This is a genomic window from Bacillus sp. FSL R9-9530, from assembly GCF_038008145.1.
Classification (GTDB): domain Bacteria; phylum Bacillota; class Bacilli; order Bacillales; family Bacillaceae_G; genus Bacillus_A; species Bacillus_A mycoides.
On the sequence record NZ_JBBOYO010000002.1, the window covers coordinates 110,605 to 128,681 of the forward strand.

Consider the following 18,077-nt stretch of genomic DNA (forward strand, 5'->3'; position numbering starts at 1 on the left):
GAAACTTTATACTAATTTCATGTCACTTTTTGTTTAAATTTATACAATTCACGTTGCTGAAATCTGATAAACAAAACCCAAGTTGGATCTTGTTTTTTATTTGAATTTTTCTTAAAAAAGGAAAATTCTTCATTTAATACATAAAAAGGAATCCTTAATATCTTAAGGATTCTGCAACAGGAAATAACAAAATATAAACAATAAAAAGAATTATTTATATTATAGTTTATATAGTAATAATATTTAGGAATATTTACATAAGTCCAGTATGTATTACATAGCAATTGTAGAGATTGCTTGTTTGTAGATTAGTTGTTGTTTACCATGAACCATCATTAGGACGGTAAATTTATCTGTTGCAAGGATCTGCCCACGTACTGGAACGCCATTCTTTAAAAATACAGTAACTTCTCCTTTTTTCTCTTTCAATTGCTCATACATATCTTCTTGTAAATTAAACATGAAATGCGCCCCCTGGTTTGTGTGTATTTACTTTTCTTCTAATAGGGGTCACCATACATGCCCATCAAGCTAAGATTTTGAAGTATCCCCAAAACGAAAATTTTATTATTTTACAGTTTTTCATGAGAATTCAACTCATTTTTTTCGTATTGGGGAACAACCAATTTCTTGACTTGATTTGAAATTAAAAATATAAACCTTTGCCCACTGGCTGAACAGTTTCTAACACAGTGTCAACCATGTCTTCATTAATTAGGGTTCTTATAATCCAAGCTGAGAGATCTTGAGCAGCAAAACAACCTGCAGCAGTCGAGATATTTCCTTCGTTTACGAAACTTTGTTCAATAACGTCTACATCAAATTCTTTTAGCTGTTCTACTACGGATGGATATGTAGTTGCTTTTTTGCCAGTTAACAATTTTTTAGCTCCTAGTAGTAGTGAACCAGAACACATAGAGCCTATTAATTGTCTTTGAGGATCTACATGAATGCTATTAAGATATTCTTGATTTTTATATAAATCTTGTACACCCTTACCACTTCCAAATATTACAGCGTCAGCAGAAGGAATATCAAATATGCTTCCTGTCATGGGAATACGTAAGCCAGACATGGATATATGAGTTTTTTCCGTTCCTAATAGTTGGACATTCCAATCAGAAATACCGCCAACTAAACGTACACGATTTAATAAATCCCATGGTAAAAAAACATCTATATCAGTAAAGTTATCGAAACAGACTATTGCAATTTTCATTCTCTAGCCCTCCATTATTTAAATGTTAAAAACATTTAAATTATAACAATTTCAAGTGGCGGTAGCGAGGTTTAAATTATTTTTAATAACCGGGTATCCCAACAGCGCCATCAAGCTAAAAAATTGTATCCATAAAACGAAAAAAACGCTATTCTTTTTGTAGAAATATACAAAAAGGATGGCGTTTTTTATGAATCTATCGATTCAAAATGAGTTTTATTTATTCGCCGAAGAACTACAGCAACACCTATCTCCACATGTTCTTCAACAACTCGCACAGGAGACAGGATTTGTAAAACGTAAAAGCAAGTATGGCGCACGAGATTTAGCTGCTTTATGTATTTGGATCAGTCAACATATAGCAAGTGATTCTCTCACTCGATTATGTAGTCAGCTTTATGCAAATACAGCTACACTCATGAGTCCAGAAGGACTGAATCAACGCTTTAATCCAGCAGCTGTCGCATTTCTTCGAGAAGTCTTTACTTCTCTTCTCACACAAAAACTCTGCTCAAATCACTCACTTTCTGCACACGTTATCTCTACTTTTAATCGTATCCGTATTTTAGATGCAACAGTGTTTCAACTACCTGATCAATTCGCCACTGACTATCAAGGTTCAGGTGGGAGTAGTAATAAGGCAGGCGTGAAAATTCAATTGGAATATGATTTACTTAGTGGTCAATTCCTTAACGTGCAGCTTGGACCAGGAAAGAATAATGATAAAACATATGGTACCATCTGTCTTGAAACCGTAGAAGCAGGCGATTTGTGTTTACGTGATCTTGGTTACTTCGATTTAGGAGACTTACAAACCATTCATGATAAAGAGGCTTACTATATCTCACGGTTGAAGTTGAATACACGCATTTATATCAAGAACCCTGAACCAGAATACTTCAATAATGGTACGTTAAAAAAGCAAACAGAATACATCCAGCTTGATATGACACAAATGATGTCTGATCTAATCCCCGGTGAAACGATGGAAATCCCCGAGGCATACATTGGTCAAAATCAAAAACTTCCAGCACGTGTCATTATCCATCGTTTAACCGATGATCAAACGCAAACACGTCTGAAAAACCAAGCGATACGTGAAAAGAAGAAAGGCATTGTCATGAAGGATAAAAGTAAACGTTTAATGGGCATGAATGTATATATCACGAATACATCACTAGAAGAAGTACCGACGAACTACGTGCATTCATTATATTCACTTCGTTGGCAGATTGAAATTTTGTTTAAAACGTGGAAGTCATTCTTTGAAATTGATGAGTGTCAAAATATAAAAAGAGAACGCCTAGAGTGCCATTTATATGGACAGCCCATAGGCATTCTCCTCTGTTCTTCTACGATGTTTCAAATGCGCCAGTTTCTGCTTGAGAAGAAAAAGCAGGAACTGAGTGAATACAAAGCGATTTATATGATTAAAGATTACTTTCCGTCACTGTTTCAAGCAATAGCTGTTGGCACAGAAGAACTTTTAAAAATTCTGCATCGCCTTTATCAACTGCTCAAAAAGAACGGTCGTAAATGTCATAGACATAAGAAGATGACCGTCTTTGATATTCTAGGGATTGTGTATAAAACGACGGTGAAGCATAGACAAGCTGCCTAGCGAAAAGATCGCGTTTTAATAGACTTATTTAGCATGCCTACTTTTTTATCACTTGCTAGTTTTGAAACAAGGATTATTTCTTACCTAGTAAATTACTTGGTTAACTTGATGGGCATGTGGTGCTACCCCACATCCATCAACTTAAGGATTTAGACTATTCTTAAACTTAAAAGCACGTTACTATTTTCTTATGTTAATGAGAAAGGGTGACGTGCTTTTTATGAATATGCATCAAAAACAAGAGCTGTCTTTATTTGCCGAAGAGTTATATCGATATATGTCTCCCGCTACACTTAATCAATTAGCTATAGAAGCAGGTGGAATGAAACGAAAACGTAAGTGCCATGGGCACCATTTTTTATCTTTGTGTGTATGGTTAAATCAACAAATCGCTACAACCTCTCTTACTCAACTTTGTAGTCAATTAGAAACTTCAACAGGAATTTTATTAAGTCCTGAGGGACTGAATCGACGATTTAACTCGGCTTCTGTAGCCTTCTTTCGAAATGTATTTACTACACTTCTACAAGCTAAAATTGGAGGATCATCTACAATTTCTCATTCTCTTTCTGCTTACTTTGAGCGGATTCGCATCCTTGATTCTACAACCTTTCAAGTTCCAGATCGATTCGCAGCTACTTATCCTGGTGCCGGAGGCTGTAGTCATACAGCTGGTGTGAAAATTCAATTAGAGTATGACTTGTTGAATGGAGAGTTTTCTGATGTGAAAATTGAACCAGGAAAACGAAGTGATCAGGCATATGGGGCGACTCGAATGGACATGACACAAAAGAATGAACTATATATTCGTGACTTAGGGTATTTTCGTTTACAAGACTTTAAATCGATCCAAGATAAGGAAGGGTATTATTTATCGCGTCTTAAATTACCAACTAAAATATATAGAAAAGAATTCGAAACAGTGGTATTTAAAACAAAACCTGCTCAATTGAGACCGGTATATATACAAATTCATTTGGAAGACATCATGAACCAATTACAACCTGGCCAAGTGTATGAATTACATGATGTATATGTAGGGAGCAAAGACAAACTACCCACTCGCATTGTGGTTTATAGATGTACAGAGGAGCAAAAACAGAAACGTCTACATGATCGAGCTATTCGTGAAAAGAAAAAAGGGATTACATATACAGAGCGTACGAAACTTTTACAAGGAATTACGGTATATATGACAAACATTCCTACGGAATGGGTACCGAAAGAGAAAATCTATGATTTATATTCACTGCGTTGGCAAATTGAGCTGTTATTTAAAATATGGAAATCTTGGTTTCGAATTCATCGTTGTAAATCTATTAAACAAGAGCGATTAGAATGCCACCTTTATGGACAACTCATTAGTATCCTATTATGTTCTTCTACTATGTTTAAAATGAGAGAACTCCTGTTACGTAAGAAACAGAAAGAACTAAGTGAATATAAAGCGATGTACATAATTAAAGATTATTTCTTACTTTTTCATCAAGCACTACATAAAAACACCCAAGAATTATCAAAGATTCTCCTTCGTCTGTTTAACCTCCTACAGCGAAACGGACGAAAATCTCACAGATATGAGAAAAAAACAGTCTTTGATATTTTAGGTGTTGTGTATGAGTATACCACTTCTGCCCATCAGGTAGCATAGCGAAAAATTTGAAACCCCTCAGGGTTTATTTGATGTGCCTACTTTTATAACATCTATAAAAGATAATAAAAAACTACGTGGAAAGACCGCATTTTGTATAAAAATATACGTTAAGTTGATGGATGTGTGGTGCTACCCCATGCCCATCAAGTTAAGAATTCAGAATTACCCCAAAACAAAAAAATGAGCTTTTTTGCTACAAATTAGCACAAAATTTCGTTCTGGGGGTATTTACTTTTCTTAGCTTGATAGCGATGTGGTAGGGCCCTATATTTGACTCTTTTTCTACACCTAGATATTCTAGAGTTCGTTCTAACATAAGTGCAGCCTGTTGACGTGTGAGTGTGCCATATGGCGTAAACTTAGTAGCTGAAACACCTCGGATAATTCCTGTATCGTATAGGGCTTGTACATCATAATACCGGCTGCGAACGTATTTACATCAAGAAGATTAATGGAGTAAATGATGATTGCCCTGATTTGGTATGATAGCTGTTTTTACAGAGTTTGAGCGTGATATTATTCGTTGAAATTCTCTTCTTAAAGATAATACGTAAATATAAACAAAACCAGCAAAACACCGTTCCTATGTCGTACTGGTTTTGTTGAATTCCATCTTGAATTGTAGCTAGTTCAACGTAATTGCAAATTCTGAGTTCGGTGCCCCAGCAATTACAACCGTTCCATTCTTCGGCAGTTTTACTTTGTTATTGCCGCTCACGATGGTAAAGTTGACGCATACTCCATTCTCATCATACACCGCGAACGCACCCTGCGATGGCAATGTCACGGTCATCCTTTTTCCTGCTGCCGCTTGCGGGATCGTAAACCATTTAGCATGCCCATTTGCTTGCAGCGTAACTTTGAATGATTGGCCAGCATCAAGTGGTTTTACGTTGTTTCCACTTACGTATAACAACCCGGCCATTTCCATATATTCATTGCCGCCTTCTGTATAGAAATGCGTTTCCGTCGTATCACGGCCATTCATCACGGGGATCTGGAGCTGATGCGCCGCGGTGTTCGGACCTGTAATTTTTCTGCCCTCCCAATAGCCCGCCAGGCCTTCCTTACGAGTAATTTGTGTGGTAATAAGTTTCGGTTGTACGAGATATTCAATAGAACTAAATTTCTCATTCACGAGATAGAACTTGACACCTTCCCGCTTCGCCCATGCGGCAGCGGTTTTCTTCGATAGCACATTGTCTTCTAGTTTCTCGGCTAAATAGTGAGTCATCGTACCTTGCCCTAAGTCTGGTGTCGATTTATATGTGCTCTCCCTCAAATAAGTTCTTCCATTCTTCTCGGTGACAAAGTTGAGCTTAGAAGTACCCTTCTCATTAATAAAGCTTCCATCCACAGTATATACATATTTTTCTTCTCGATTAGATGGTAAGAACAGTTCTCCATTCTTCGTAATTTCAATTTTGAAATGAGTTTCGCTATTGCCATAAAAGCCCGCTTTCTTTGCCACGTCTTGAGGCATCTTGACCTTGACCGGCTTGCCAAAAGATTTGTTCGGCTTGATGTTCTTAATTGTCCCCTTCTCTTTAAGCACGGCGAGCAGCAATTCAGTTGCCAGCAGTTGATTTGTAGAGCTTCGTCCACCGGATGACAACACAGCCGCTGCCATTTTCTGTTCCGGAAGCACGACCAGTATAGCATGTTGCAGTGCCGTGTCGCCGCCCTTAGCCAAGCCTTTTATCCCATATTCACTGAATGGGTATAGTTTCACACTATCCCAGCCAAGACCATAGTTAAAAATATTATCTCCATCCCCCGGCCACATTCCTTTTTTATATTCCTCTTGCTCCATCGCCTTGACTACCTTATCAGAGAGGATCCCTTTTCCCTGTCCCATAAATAATTGTGAGAATCGTACCATATCTTCTGCCGTGGAAGAGACCCCTCCCGTACCAATCACATTCACCGATTCAATTGGAAGCTGCCCTTGGTACGCCGGAAAATAAAGTCCAGCCCGCTTTTCGTCTCTCCATTTGTCCTGCGGCGTTTTTGTATGATTCATCTTTAAGGGTTCTGTAAACCGTTGATGTAGAAATTCGGTAAAGCTCATACCGCTGACTCTTTCCACCAAAATTTCGGCCAGCGTAAAACCATCGTTGCAGTATACCGAGAACGCGCCAGGTTCTGCTTTCAGGCTCTGGTTGGACAATTGCTGCAACAAGAAATCATGGGAATAGGTATCATTATCGTTAAATAAAAATGCATTACTTAACGTGGAACCTTGCAAGCCGGAGGAATGATTCAACAACATACGCGGGGTAATGCTTTTGTACCGCCCATCTTTCATCTTAAAATCAGGAACATAGTTAACCACAGGAGCATCCAAATCGACTTTTCCTTCGTCGACCAATTTCATTACAGCCGCTGTTGCATACATTTTACTGACTGAACCAATCCCGTATAGAGTATCTTTGGTTAGTGGCTGTTCCCCTTCCATATCGTTCTTTCCAGCCTGCCCCGACAAAGTAAGCTTGCCATTATCAATTAACGCATACTGCACGCTAGTCGTCCCATGGGACTTCGTGAGTAGCGCAGCCTTCTCTGCTGCAATCTTCTTCAGCTCTTGTCTAGCTACTTCTACGTTAGATACAACTGTAGTCTTACTATCAGAAAATGCTTTCGCCCCTGTTGGTAGAATCATAGTTAGCGCTAATGTAGCGGCTAATACACCAGTTAGTTTATTTTTCATGAGGGAATTGCCTCCTTAGATAAGTGATCAATTTCATCATTTGTTTGTTTAACTATGAAAATATGATAAAATTTATCCGTTCTTCCTTTTGGCCTACTTGCTAAATTCAGCAAGTAAAATATTTTTAAAAGGATCAGGACTATCAGCATTAAGGCTGTTCAAATTGACAGCTAATGTATGCTTGCCTCCAAGTGTACCTCCAGCAAAAGTAACAAACCCTGGAATGCTACCTCCGTGTCCCCATATTGAGACACCGTTTGGAAGCTTAGTTTCATAGATTCCAAGACCATATCTGCCAAGTGCAGCTTCTCCTGTTGGAACTGTAGTAAGCATTTGTTTTAGTTGCTGTTCTTTTATTAATTTACCTCCAAGTAAGTAAGAGAAGAATTTGTTTAAATCATCAGCAGTAGAAATCATATCTCCAGCCGAGCTCCCCATACTTGGATTATAATACGTAACATCTTTTGGCTCACTTGCTCCGTCTAGTTGGATATATCCACGGGCATGCTTGGTTCCTGGAATCACGCTTGAATTGCCAGGTAAGAATGTATTCAATAATTCAAGCGGTTCAATAATCCGATTTTCAATCTCTTCCGCATAGCTGTTCCCGGTTACTGTTTCAATAAGGATCCCTAGTAATACGTATCCTGTATTTGAATAAGACCAGCTCTTTCCTGGAGCAAAATCTGGGGGCATCGAAATCCCCATCTTTACTAATTCTTCAGCCCTATACGATTTTTTTGTATCCATAAGATTAAAACTTTTTGACCTTGTGTATTCAGCGATACCACTTGTGTGGTTCAATACTTGCCGGATAGTAATCTGTTTATCATCATACCCGTTTCCTTGAATGACACCAGGCAACCATTTTTCAATAGAGTCGTCTAGATTCAAGCGGTTCTCTTCGGCTAATTGAAGTACAACTGTTGCCGTGAACGTCTTCGTCACGCTACCAATGCGAAAGCGAAAATCTGTTTTCATTGGTTTCTTGCTACTCAAATTTGCTACCCCAGCGGCATAACTCCATGTTTTTCCACCCTCAGAAGTTTTAGCAAGTATCCCCGGGAATCCAAGTTGCAATGTATCCCGCATTGCTTGCTTGACAGAATTACGATCTCGTTGAGTACTTGTTTGTACCGAACTAGATACACTTTGAGTAGGTTCTGCTTTTACAATTAAGGTTGGCGTTGTGTATAACAGAGAACTTCCAGCTATTAAAAGGGCCAGACTTGCAAATGTAATTTGACTACGTGTTTTCATAGGGCATTCCTCTCCTCTATTCATATTGTATAGGTGGTTTCTTGCTATTTCGTATTAACCACACAGCTACCATCTCCACAAATGAAAAAAAGTCAACATTGAATTCGTAATCATCTTCATAATTATTATTTTTACAAACGCCATTCTGTCCTGGGTAAATCCCTCTTTTTCCACATATATGTTAACCACATAAATTACTTCTTTTCGTTGAAACAGTCTTGTTACTGGTCTGTTTTTCATATATAAGTCATATCTGTACCGCCTTTCACGCCTCTTTATATTTTTATCATACACAATGAAAATTTCTTTTTTCTTACCCATTTCTTACAAATTACTTACTTTCAAAATCGCTTTTATAATAGGATAGAAGGAGCATCTGTGCCGAAAAGTTCAGTAAATATATTAATCAAAAAGAAACACAGAGGTTTTTTACTTCTGTGTTTCTTTTTCCATCCTTTTAAATATTAAGAGTCGATTTACCCTTAACAGGATGAATTCTGGCTCTTTTCTAATGTAATTTTTCTTCTTGCAATACAACACAAATGACATTGTGCTGCATGAAACACTCCTAACGTTGTTAAAATCACTTGTTTTTAAGTCAAAATTTATTTAACTTAGGGCAGATACTCCATATCCATCAGCTTAAGAAAAATAAACGCCACCAAAACAAAAAAGCCCCAAATGTTTCTTGAAAATAAGTTGGGGCTTTTGAACCAGAAAAGTATATTTTTAACTATGAAAACTACAATGAATTTTTCCTTTTTTCCTACTTGCTAAATTCAGCAAGTAAAATATTTTTAAAAGGATTAGGGCTGTCAGTTCTACCCAAACTATTCCAATTGACGACCAACGTATGCTTGCCTCCAAGTTTACCTCCAACAAGAGTTGTAAACCCTAGAATGCCACCGGTGTGTCCCCATATCGAGACACCGCTTGGAAGCTTAGTTTCATAGATTCCAAGACCATATCCATCGATTCCTTCTTTTCCTGTAGGAACTGTAGTAAGCATTTGTTTTAGTTGCTGTTCCTTCAGTAATTTGCCACCGAGCAAGTAAGAGAAGAATTTGTTTAAGTCGTCAGCAGTAGAAATCATATCTCCAGCAGAGCTACCTGCACTTGGGTTATAATAAGTAACGTCTTTTAGCTCACTTGCTCCGTCTGGTTGGACATATCCACGGGCATGGTTAGTGCCTGGAATAACACTTGAATTGCCTGGTAGGAATGTATTCGACAATTCAAGTGGCTCAATAATCCGATTTTCAATCTCTTCCGCATAGCTGTTTCTGGTTACTTTTTCAATAAGAATGCCCAGTAATACGTATCCTGTGTTTGAATAAGACCAGCCATCTCCTGGGGCAAAGTCTGGAGGCAGAGAAACCCCCATCTTCACTAACTCTTCAGCCATATACGATTTTTTTGTATCCGTAAAATCAGCGTCTTTTGACCTTGAGTATTCAGCGATACCACTTGTATGGTTCAATATCTGCCGGATAGTAATCTGGTTACCATCATATCCATTTCCTTGAATGACACCAGGCAACCAGTCTTCGATGTAGTCGTCTAGATTCAGGCGATTCTCTCCAGCTAATTGAAGTACAACTGTTGCGGTGAACGTCTTCGTCACACTCCCAATGCGAAAGCGAAAATCTGTTTTCATTGGTTTCTTGGTTCTCAGATCCGCTATTCCAGCGGCATACCCCCACTTTTTTCCACCCTCAGAAGTTTTAGCAAGTATCCCCGGGTATCCAAGTTGCAATGTATCCCGCATTGCTTGCTTGACGGAAGTACGATCTCGTTGAGTATTTGTTTGTAACGAACTAGATACATTTTGAGTGGGCTCTGCTTTTACAATTGAGGTTGGTGTTGTATATAACAGGGAACTTCCAGCTATTAAAAGGGCCAGACTTGCACATGTAATTTGACTACGTATTTTCATAAGGCATTCCTCTTCTCTATTCATATTATATCAGTGTTTGCTTATTGTTCCTTACTTCCTGACAAGACTTAGGGAAAGGCCCTCACGCATATAGATTAAAGCCCCAGTACAAAGGTATCTATCAATACCAACAATTTGAGCCATTTAAATCTCCATCCCTCCTATAACAAAATCATTCAAAGGTATGAAAGCATATTATGTACCCTTAGTTATTGTTAGGATTAACACAACATGAGACATAACCCCAACCCATATTTTACTTTATTTATCCATAATATGTATTGAGAAAGAATGTAAATTCGAAGCCTTTCCGTCCCCCAACTATTGATCGTTTTTTTCACCTATTATAAACTCAACAGAAAACTATTCACTTACGCAAATGTACATCAATATCATCCTTGAATTTCAAAATACAAATTATTAATAAAACAAGTAAAGTAGCTATATTAAGAACATTGAAGATATACCCAAAAAACAACACGCCTGTCAGTACATCAGATATAAATCATTCTCTGATTTTTTAAAAATATTGATTGATTTTTTTGAAGACAGCATAACTTTCTCTAGTATAAATATGATAATGCAAGAAACTCGTTTTACATATAGCAAATACGTTATAATGATTACTGAAATCTTGCTGAATATATAGGTATGAAAGATGAAAAATGGAACTCATTAAACAAGAAACAAACTTAACATAAAAGATGCGTTTTCAGCGATACAAATAGGATTGGACCAAATCGCAAAATCTTTACAACATGGAGAAGAAGTACAGTTACTTGGTTTTTGAGGGCATCCGAAGTCCAGGAACTTGCAGAGCATAACGGTCGTAATCCCAAAACAGGAGGAGCGATGAAGTTTCTCCTGTTTTGGGATTACCAGGTTTTAAAACCAGCTAAGAACTTAAATATATGGTAAAGTAAAAAAGTATTTTCCTACATATTAGGAGAATACTTTTTTTAAAAGAATCTCAAAACTCACACATACCCTATACAGTAAAGGAAGTTTGGTACATGCAATTTTCTATAGACGCGATTCGTAATTTCCTCATATATGATATGGAATCCTATCGTGAAATGCTCCTACAAGAAAATGATTATGACAATATGAAATGGAGTTACACTACATTCATTGATATGAATAATTACCTAAAGAAAACAAATATGGATCAAGAGGAAATTCAAGAGTTATTATCGGTGAGCCGTGAAGGGATCTCTTTTGGTTCGGTAACAAAACGTGATATGCTCTTTATACATTCTCTTACTAGTCCAAATCGATGTTTGGAACTAGTGGAAACCTATAAATTGATGGAACGAACAAACGAATACGTTCCCAATATGAAAGAAGAATTGCAATGGCTCAAAGATCGATGGGAAAAAGGGTTTTATATTTTTGTTAATCAATAAATATGTTGTATTTATAAAAGCGCTTACCATAGCAAATGTAGAAGAGTCAAAGAATATGAATATAGCTTAGAAAAAAGCAAATCTTCTTAAAAGGGAAGCTTGCTTTTTTCTTATTCCCCCTTTTCGAGGGGATGAGCAAAAACCAACCTTAATGAACTTTATCATTTTAGCCAAGAAGACTCCTTGCTCAAGGAACGCGAAGTGAGTAGGTGGTGAGATGAATTGGCTTCAGACAAGAGATGGCAGGAAGCCATCTTAATTGTTCGACATACATAAACTGTTACTTCACTATCTATCGAATGTATGTTTGTTATATAATAGACACATGCCGAAATGGAGGTGAAATGAATGATGATTAATAAAGCTTATAAATTTCGTATCTATCCAAATAAAGCACAAGCAACCCTAATTAATAAAACGATTGGCTGTTCTCGTTTTGTATTCAATCATTTCCTATCTCTATGGGATAACGCATACAAAGAGACGGGGAAAGGTTTGACATATGGTACATGCTCTGCCAAACTTCCTGCCATGAAGAAAGAGTTTGTTTGGCTCAAAGAAGTGGATAGTATTGCGATTCAGTCGTCTGTTCGCAACCTTGCGGATCCTTATACACGCTTTTTTAAAAAGCAAAACAGTGCCCCACGTTTCGTAATCTCTCCGCCTACTGATTTATTTGCTCGTGCTGTTGAATCCGCTCCAAGTGTAACACCAAACTCCTGAGCAATTTCATATTTCATTTGCTCAATGGCACTTGCTGCAGCTGCTATCAGGATTTCATTTGAATTATTATTTTCCCGAATTTGCATTTCTAACACACCTCCACTGAAATTGGTAATATCACGCTCTATCTCCAGTAGAATATGCAAAAGAATTATTCTGTTAACTATTTTACATATATATCTAAGTTTTCATCCCTTATGTGGGAATAAATAAAGGTATAGGTCATACCTACACCTTCTTCTATCCTACTTAATTTTGAACCCTCCTATTAACTCCTGTAATTCTTTGGAGAGCCAATTTAAAGAATTTGCTAGCTCTGCAATATCTTTTACATACATTTCTTGCTCTTTTATCCTTATCTCAACATTGCTACTCTCATATGTATTTGCAATATGTGATAATTCGTTTACAACTTGAACAATGGAATGACTATTTTTTAAAATATCACTTGAATTACTCGAAGTCGCTTTAATTTGATTTGTAACAGATTGTGCAGATTCTGAAATTTCCCCGAAGAAAGCACCACTATTTTCAACAAGTGTTATTCCTGATTCAACCTCTTTTGAACTCTTTTGCATGGATCTTACAGCCTCTTCTGCTTCAACTTGGATTTCACCAATTAATTTAGCTATATCCCTTGCAGATATCTCGTTTTTTTCTGCTAATATACGTACCTCATCCGCAACAACTGAAAATCCTTTACCCATCTCTCCAGCACATGAGGCTTCAGTAGAAGCATTTAAAGCTAATAAATTCATTTGATTTGAAATGGTTGTAATTACAGTAAGAATTTCACTAATTCCCTTAGATTGTGCTTCTAATGCATAAATACTAGAAGAAACATCTTGAACTGTATCTCGGATTATTTTCATTTGATTAACAATTTGCTTTATCAAATCTTTCCCTTCTACAGAATACTGTTCCATGTCTCCCGAAGCTTTCGCAACTTGTTTTGTAGTTCCTGTAATTTCTTCCATCTTACTTTCCATTTCTTGAACAATTCCTAAACATTTCTGCACTACATGTTCATGAGAATCTGCTCCTAATTTTAATCCTGTCATAGAACTTGCAATCTCTTGAAATGCCATGCTATTCTCTTTTGTACTTGCGGACAATTCCTGTGAAGATGTCGAAACCTGTTCAGCAGTCTCCCTTACTTTATCTATAATCCTATTAAACTTTTCAATAGTGTTATTAAAATAAGTATTAGTTATCCCTATATCATCAGATCTTTCATTCAATTTAATACTTAAATCCCCTTCTCCAACTTTACGTAACCCTTCCTGTAAATCATTTAAGGGTGATAGAGAATTGCGTAAGATAAATATTTGAATCGTAATTGCGATTGTTAATGAAATTATAATAAAGAGCAAACCTTGCACCATAAAGTTTTTCTTTGTAATAGGAATAATAGAAGCGTCCAAATCCGCTGCAACAATTGCAATAATATTTTTATTTTCATCTGTAATTGGCTCTAAAATTGTGGTTCTGGTGCAAAAATAAAACAAAAGAGAATAAAGCACATATATTCCTAACGGAATCGTATCTTATGTTGCAAGTCCAAACAATTGATGGATGAATTCTTTTTTATTTTGGACAGACTGGTTCCGTAAAGCAATCTGTTCTTTTTTAATCATATGCATGGATTCTACTCCAGAAATAATGGATGTAGCTGTGTCAAAAGATTTAAAACCTAGCGTAGAACGGATTCGCTTCTTTATAAAGCGATGATCTTGTTCTACTATGTTATTCAAGTACTTTTGTTGTCTAAGTCGCATACCGTTAGGTATGCTTTTTTCTTTTTTCAACTGTTCAATTGCTATAGGATAAGCTGGATTCTTATCAACTGTTATCACACGTGGCTTTGAAACATGAAAAGACCGCAAAGCTTTCTTGAAAAAGCGCTTTGCAGCCTTATGATCTCTTGTTTTGCTTAGGCAAAAATCGATTGTGTTTCCGTTCGAATCAACAGCACGATACAGGTATATCCATTGACCTTTTACTTTGATATATGTTTCATCGACTCTCCAAGAGTCATTTATTTGTTTGAGGTAACGTCGGATCCGTTTGTCCAATTCAGGACCATACTGATGAACCCAACGCATAATCGTTGTATGAGAAATGGATAAACCCCGTTCCTCCATCATTTCCACCAAATCACGAAAACTTAGGTTGTAACGTAGGTACCATCTTACCGTTAATAAGATAATATCAGGCTGATAGTGCTTCCATTTGAACCAATTTTTCTTTTCCATACCGATCACACACCTTTTTAGAGTAATAGTATCAGTATGTCCAAATTTTAGAGATTACTTGTAATTACCTTAAAGTTTTTGCACCAGAACCCTTCATCTATTCCTTTATTTCGTGAACAGATATTTTTTATGCTTTTTAATCTCCTTTGAGTTGCTTCAAAAGTTTTTTTGTAATTCGGAAAATTATTGTTCATATGGATAGTTTCTCCCTATTATTCATTAAACTTACTTTTCCTTCTATTATACGGTAAAAAGGGAGCCATTTAGTTCCTTCTTTACCTTAATCATAATCTGATAGCGAAGTGGTGGAACAGCATCAAGTAATTCACATTAAAATGATTTTATTTTATTTTCTGAATTTTGTTGAAAAATAAATCGAAATTACTCAAATGATGTTGCTAGTTTGCTATAATGGTAATATATAACATTAGCAGACTTCTATAGGATGGGGGAATATATAATGATTGTTTCAACTAAGGGGAACAATGAAATTACAAAGCTACTAAACGATTGGTATCTTGAAATCCGCTCAAGGCGTATAGGTAATGCTCATCAATTAAAAGAAATAATTGATTCTAAGATTCATAGTATTGAAGAGGATCAGAATTTAATGCTCTACTACTCACTACTAGATTTTAGATATCAATTTGTAATTGATAATTTAAGCGTTTCAAAAAGCAGTTTTGACAAAGTTGAGGCTTTTGATATGCCTACAGACAATTTCTTAGCTTATTATTATCACTTTTTCAAAGGGATTCATACCTCTACTATTGGCGAATATCAAATCGCAAAAGAGAGTTATGAAAACGCAGAAAAACTTTTAGACTGCATTCCTGATGAATTGGAAAAAGCGGAATTTTATTATAAAGTTGGAGCTTTCCATTATGACATATATCAAGGGCTCTTATCTTATAAAAAAGTATCAGAGGCAAGAGAAATCTTTGCTCAACATACTGGGTATGAGATTAATGTCGCATTTTGTGATAACCTTATAGGCTTAGCTTGTACTCATTTGAGAGAATGGGAACTCGCCGAAGAATATTTCACGAAGGCAATGGATATGTTCCAAAAAATAGACGAAGAGCAATTTATTTTAATGGTGCGTCAAAATTTAGGATTAATGTATGCTACTCAAAACCTTTCGCCATTAGCTATTAGATATCTTGCAGAAGTAAATCAAAAAATGCCTAACAATTATAAAGCACTTTTTATTGAGGCAAGGGAACACATGAAGGAAGGGAATCACTCCGTTGCAAAAGATCTCATAGCAAAAGGATATTCTATTTGTGAAGAGGTTGATAATATAGAATATCTTCACCATTTTAAAATCTTAGATGCAATGAATGGAGATTTTCCTGCCGAAGCACTTGAAAGGACAGTGTTAGAAGGCGTATTATATTTTAAAGAGCAAGAACTTTTCGAATACATTAAGGAATACGAAGAATATCTTGCTACTGCATTTTATAAAGAAAATAATCATGTTAAAGCAAGTCATTATTTCTATTCATGTTCTCAAGCAGGAAAAAAAGCTATTGAGAAGGAGGCATTAAAATGAAAAAGACAATTCTCGGTTTAGTTGGTTTAATTACTATTTTTACTTTAATGTTTGGTGCCCAATCCCCTACAGAAACACAGAAAGCTATTGATGTTATTCAATATGCTCACGGAAATCATGGTGGTTAAGGTTTTAATTTAATTCGGCGAGGATAAAGTCATACAATATGCTCACGTCCATACTGGCGGATGATAAATAAACAAAGGTCTTCACTTCATTGTGAGGACTTTTATTTTTTTATAAGAATCCCCCTTATAAAAATTAAAAAATCTACTATATTTAAAAATATTATAATTACACCATTCCTTTTACATTCACAAAAAGATTAGAATATTTAAGAGAGGATGAAACTATTGATGTATACACAAGAAAACTTTTATAAAAAATTAATAGAGGAACAAAGAGTAGTAACAATATTTCTAATAAACGGAGTTAGAGTACCTGGAATCATTATCGCTGTTGATAAATTTTCAGTGCTTGTCTCCAGTCACGGAAAGCAACAATTCATTTATAAACATGCTATTTCAACAGTATCTTTATAAATATATACCATCTAAAAGTCTAATTTGAATAATGTTAATTGATTAAAAAATAAAAAAGGAATCCTTATAATAAGGATTCACCCCAGGAAATATACATAAATAAAAAGAATTAACTATATTATAATATAAAAACGAACGAAATATATTGAGAAACATAAAATTAGATTGAATATTCTTACTACTGTACGTAAAATGAATATGAGACAAGTAACAACAGCTCTCTAACTCTTCTAAAAGAATCCTTTATGACATGGGGATTCTTTTACTTTAGACAAATTATTCTTATTTTAACATTTGCAGATGTTCTATAAATACTGTAAGAAGATTTGCTGCTAAATATGCACTTTTTCATTGTATCCTTTATAATCTGAGCTTGTTAATACTAAAGAACCAAGTATAGATTTATAGCCATGAATTCTTCTATTTGTACATATAATATTCTTTATATCGTTCGAAATTCGTTTTTTTTGTTTGTGTTGATGTTATGGGCGATTTTAATGATTTAGATGCTGCTACCTGCTTTGGTATTTGTAATGCGCCCCGTTTCTTAAGTTCTCTATACAAACTACTCACATTGCATCTCAGTTTTTTTGCAATAGTTGGATATTCCTCTCCTTGATTAAATAATTGTACTGCTTTTTTACATTTTGTGTCCCATTTTTCTTCTGTCGTTTGAAATTTTTGAGTTCGTTTTTCAACTATATTTTTTTCTAATTTAATACTCTCTCGTTCTATTTTACATTGCTTGGCAAAATACTGTTCTGCGTTTGCATTACACCCAAAATGCTCCTCTTGTAAACGTATCATTTGTACTATTTTCGCAACTTCTCTCAAGTTACAGTCACCTCATTTCGTTTGATAAGTTCTACCAGTACTTGATCACAATCCCCAGTCACCGTTTATAAGCAGACTATAAATACTCACATTACGCTTAAGATAGCTTTTAATATACTATTTACGGAAAAATATAATCAGTTCTATTTTTACATAATTGTAAACTATAGTAAATTGATAATATTGACACAGAATATTCTAAACCTTAATTCTCACTATACACATAAATAATCTCGATATTCCCCTTACTTGAAAAATGGATAAATTAGTTCAAGTCTAAGTTATAGATGTATACACCTATCTTTATTACAAATTGTATAATGATAATAAAGTTATTGAATTTTGATTAATAAAAGCTAAGA

14 protein-coding genes and 3 pseudogenes are annotated in these 18,077 nt (G+C 35.7%); 7 read left to right on the forward strand and 10 right to left on the reverse strand.

Annotation, left to right across the window (positions count from 1 at the left end):
• Window positions 1-273 precede the first annotated feature (273 nt).
• Both hfq (MKX66_RS28350) and MKX66_RS28355 read right to left on the reverse strand, forming a co-directional pair.
• Window positions 274-462: an RNA chaperone Hfq gene (gene hfq / locus MKX66_RS28350; RefSeq protein ID WP_002090661.1), complete on the reverse strand. Its 189-nt coding sequence runs from the start codon at window positions 460-462 to the stop codon at window positions 274-276.
• 184 nt (window positions 463-646) lie between these two features.
• Entirely contained in the window at window positions 647-1,219 is a 573-nt protein-coding gene (locus MKX66_RS28355) for a DJ-1/PfpI family protein (RefSeq protein ID WP_341087802.1), read from the reverse strand.
• Window positions 1,220-1,409: 190 nt separating this feature from the next.
• Here MKX66_RS28355 and MKX66_RS28360 point away from each other — a divergent pair, with 190 nt between their 5' ends.
• Window positions 1,410-2,840, forward strand: coding sequence for an IS4 family transposase (locus MKX66_RS28360; RefSeq protein ID WP_341087805.1), 1,431 nt, complete (start codon window positions 1,410-1,412; stop codon window positions 2,838-2,840).
• Between the two features lie 220 nt (window positions 2,841-3,060).
• Complete coding sequence (locus MKX66_RS28365; RefSeq protein WP_341087807.1) at window positions 3,061-4,491, forward strand: IS4-like element ISBce2 family transposase; 1,431 nt, start codon at window positions 3,061-3,063, stop codon at window positions 4,489-4,491.
• Between the two features lie 196 nt (window positions 4,492-4,687).
• Here MKX66_RS28365 and MKX66_RS30955 read toward each other — a convergent pair.
• The 4 genes and pseudogenes from MKX66_RS30955 to MKX66_RS28380 all read right to left on the reverse strand — a co-directional run.
• Window positions 4,688-4,897 (reverse strand): annotated as a pseudogene (locus tag MKX66_RS30955) (hypothetical protein); the annotation flags it as partial.
• Window positions 4,898-5,119: 222 nt separating this feature from the next.
• Window positions 5,120-7,204: a serine hydrolase domain-containing protein gene (locus MKX66_RS28370; protein ID WP_341087808.1), complete on the reverse strand. Its 2,085-nt coding sequence runs from the start codon at window positions 7,202-7,204 to the stop codon at window positions 5,120-5,122.
• 93 nt (window positions 7,205-7,297) lie between these two features.
• Window positions 7,298-8,464 (reverse strand): serine hydrolase domain-containing protein, encoded by a 1,167-nt coding sequence (locus MKX66_RS28375; protein ID WP_341087809.1) that lies wholly within the window; start codon window positions 8,462-8,464, stop codon window positions 7,298-7,300.
• Between the two features lie 766 nt (window positions 8,465-9,230).
• The gene (locus MKX66_RS28380; RefSeq protein WP_341087811.1) at window positions 9,231-10,400 is read right to left on the reverse strand and encodes a serine hydrolase domain-containing protein; all 1,170 of its coding nucleotides are present in this window, start codon (window positions 10,398-10,400) and stop codon (window positions 9,231-9,233) included.
• 1,013 nt (window positions 10,401-11,413) lie between these two features.
• Here MKX66_RS28380 and MKX66_RS28385 point away from each other — a divergent pair.
• On the forward strand, window positions 11,414-11,806 hold the full coding sequence (locus tag MKX66_RS28385) for a hypothetical protein (RefSeq protein WP_002090499.1): 393 nt from the start codon (window positions 11,414-11,416) through the stop codon (window positions 11,804-11,806).
• A 348-nt stretch (window positions 11,807-12,154) separates the two neighbouring features.
• A pseudogene (locus MKX66_RS28390) lies at window positions 12,155-12,457 on the forward strand (helix-turn-helix domain-containing protein); the annotation flags it as partial.
• Here the strand turns inward: MKX66_RS28390 and MKX66_RS28395 are convergent.
• The 3 genes and pseudogenes from MKX66_RS28395 to MKX66_RS28405 all read right to left on the reverse strand — a co-directional run bounded on the left by MKX66_RS28395 (window position 12,415) and on the right by MKX66_RS28405 (window position 14,784).
• Window positions 12,415-12,615 carry an alpha/beta-type small acid-soluble spore protein gene (locus MKX66_RS28395; RefSeq protein ID WP_341088154.1) on the reverse strand — a complete coding sequence of 67 codons (201 nt, stop codon included), beginning with the start codon at window positions 12,613-12,615 and terminating at the stop codon, window positions 12,415-12,417. The pseudogene MKX66_RS28390 and the gene MKX66_RS28395 overlap by 43 nt on opposite strands.
• 159 nt (window positions 12,616-12,774) lie before the next feature.
• Window positions 12,775-14,013: pseudogene (locus MKX66_RS28400) on the reverse strand (methyl-accepting chemotaxis protein); the annotation flags it as partial.
• A gap of 63 nt (window positions 14,014-14,076) precedes the next feature.
• On the reverse strand, window positions 14,077-14,784 hold the full coding sequence (locus MKX66_RS28405) for an IS6 family transposase (protein WP_341087812.1): 708 nt from the start codon (window positions 14,782-14,784) through the stop codon (window positions 14,077-14,079).
• Between the two features lie 460 nt (window positions 14,785-15,244).
• Here MKX66_RS28405 and MKX66_RS28410 point away from each other — a divergent pair, with 460 nt between their 5' ends.
• The 3 genes from MKX66_RS28410 to hfq (MKX66_RS28420) all read left to right on the forward strand — a co-directional run bounded on the left by MKX66_RS28410 (window position 15,245) and on the right by hfq (MKX66_RS28420) (window position 16,881).
• Window positions 15,245-16,339: a Rap family tetratricopeptide repeat protein gene (locus MKX66_RS28410; RefSeq protein WP_341087813.1), complete on the forward strand. Its 1,095-nt coding sequence runs from the start codon at window positions 15,245-15,247 to the stop codon at window positions 16,337-16,339.
• Complete coding sequence (locus MKX66_RS28415) at window positions 16,336-16,467, forward strand: Phr family secreted Rap phosphatase inhibitor (RefSeq protein WP_341087814.1); 132 nt, start codon at window positions 16,336-16,338, stop codon at window positions 16,465-16,467. The genes MKX66_RS28410 and MKX66_RS28415 overlap by 4 nt, the downstream gene beginning before the upstream one ends.
• A gap of 228 nt (window positions 16,468-16,695) precedes the next feature.
• Window positions 16,696-16,881 carry an RNA chaperone Hfq gene (hfq, locus tag MKX66_RS28420; protein ID WP_341087816.1) on the forward strand — a complete coding sequence of 62 codons (186 nt, stop codon included), beginning with the start codon at window positions 16,696-16,698 and terminating at the stop codon, window positions 16,879-16,881.
• A gap of 420 nt (window positions 16,882-17,301) precedes the next feature.
• On the opposite strand, the gene MKX66_RS28425 is transcribed toward hfq (MKX66_RS28420), so the two are convergent.
• Window positions 17,302-17,715: a hypothetical protein gene (locus tag MKX66_RS28425; protein WP_341087818.1), complete on the reverse strand. Its 414-nt coding sequence runs from the start codon at window positions 17,713-17,715 to the stop codon at window positions 17,302-17,304.
• Between the last annotated feature and the right edge of the window lie 362 nt (window positions 17,716-18,077).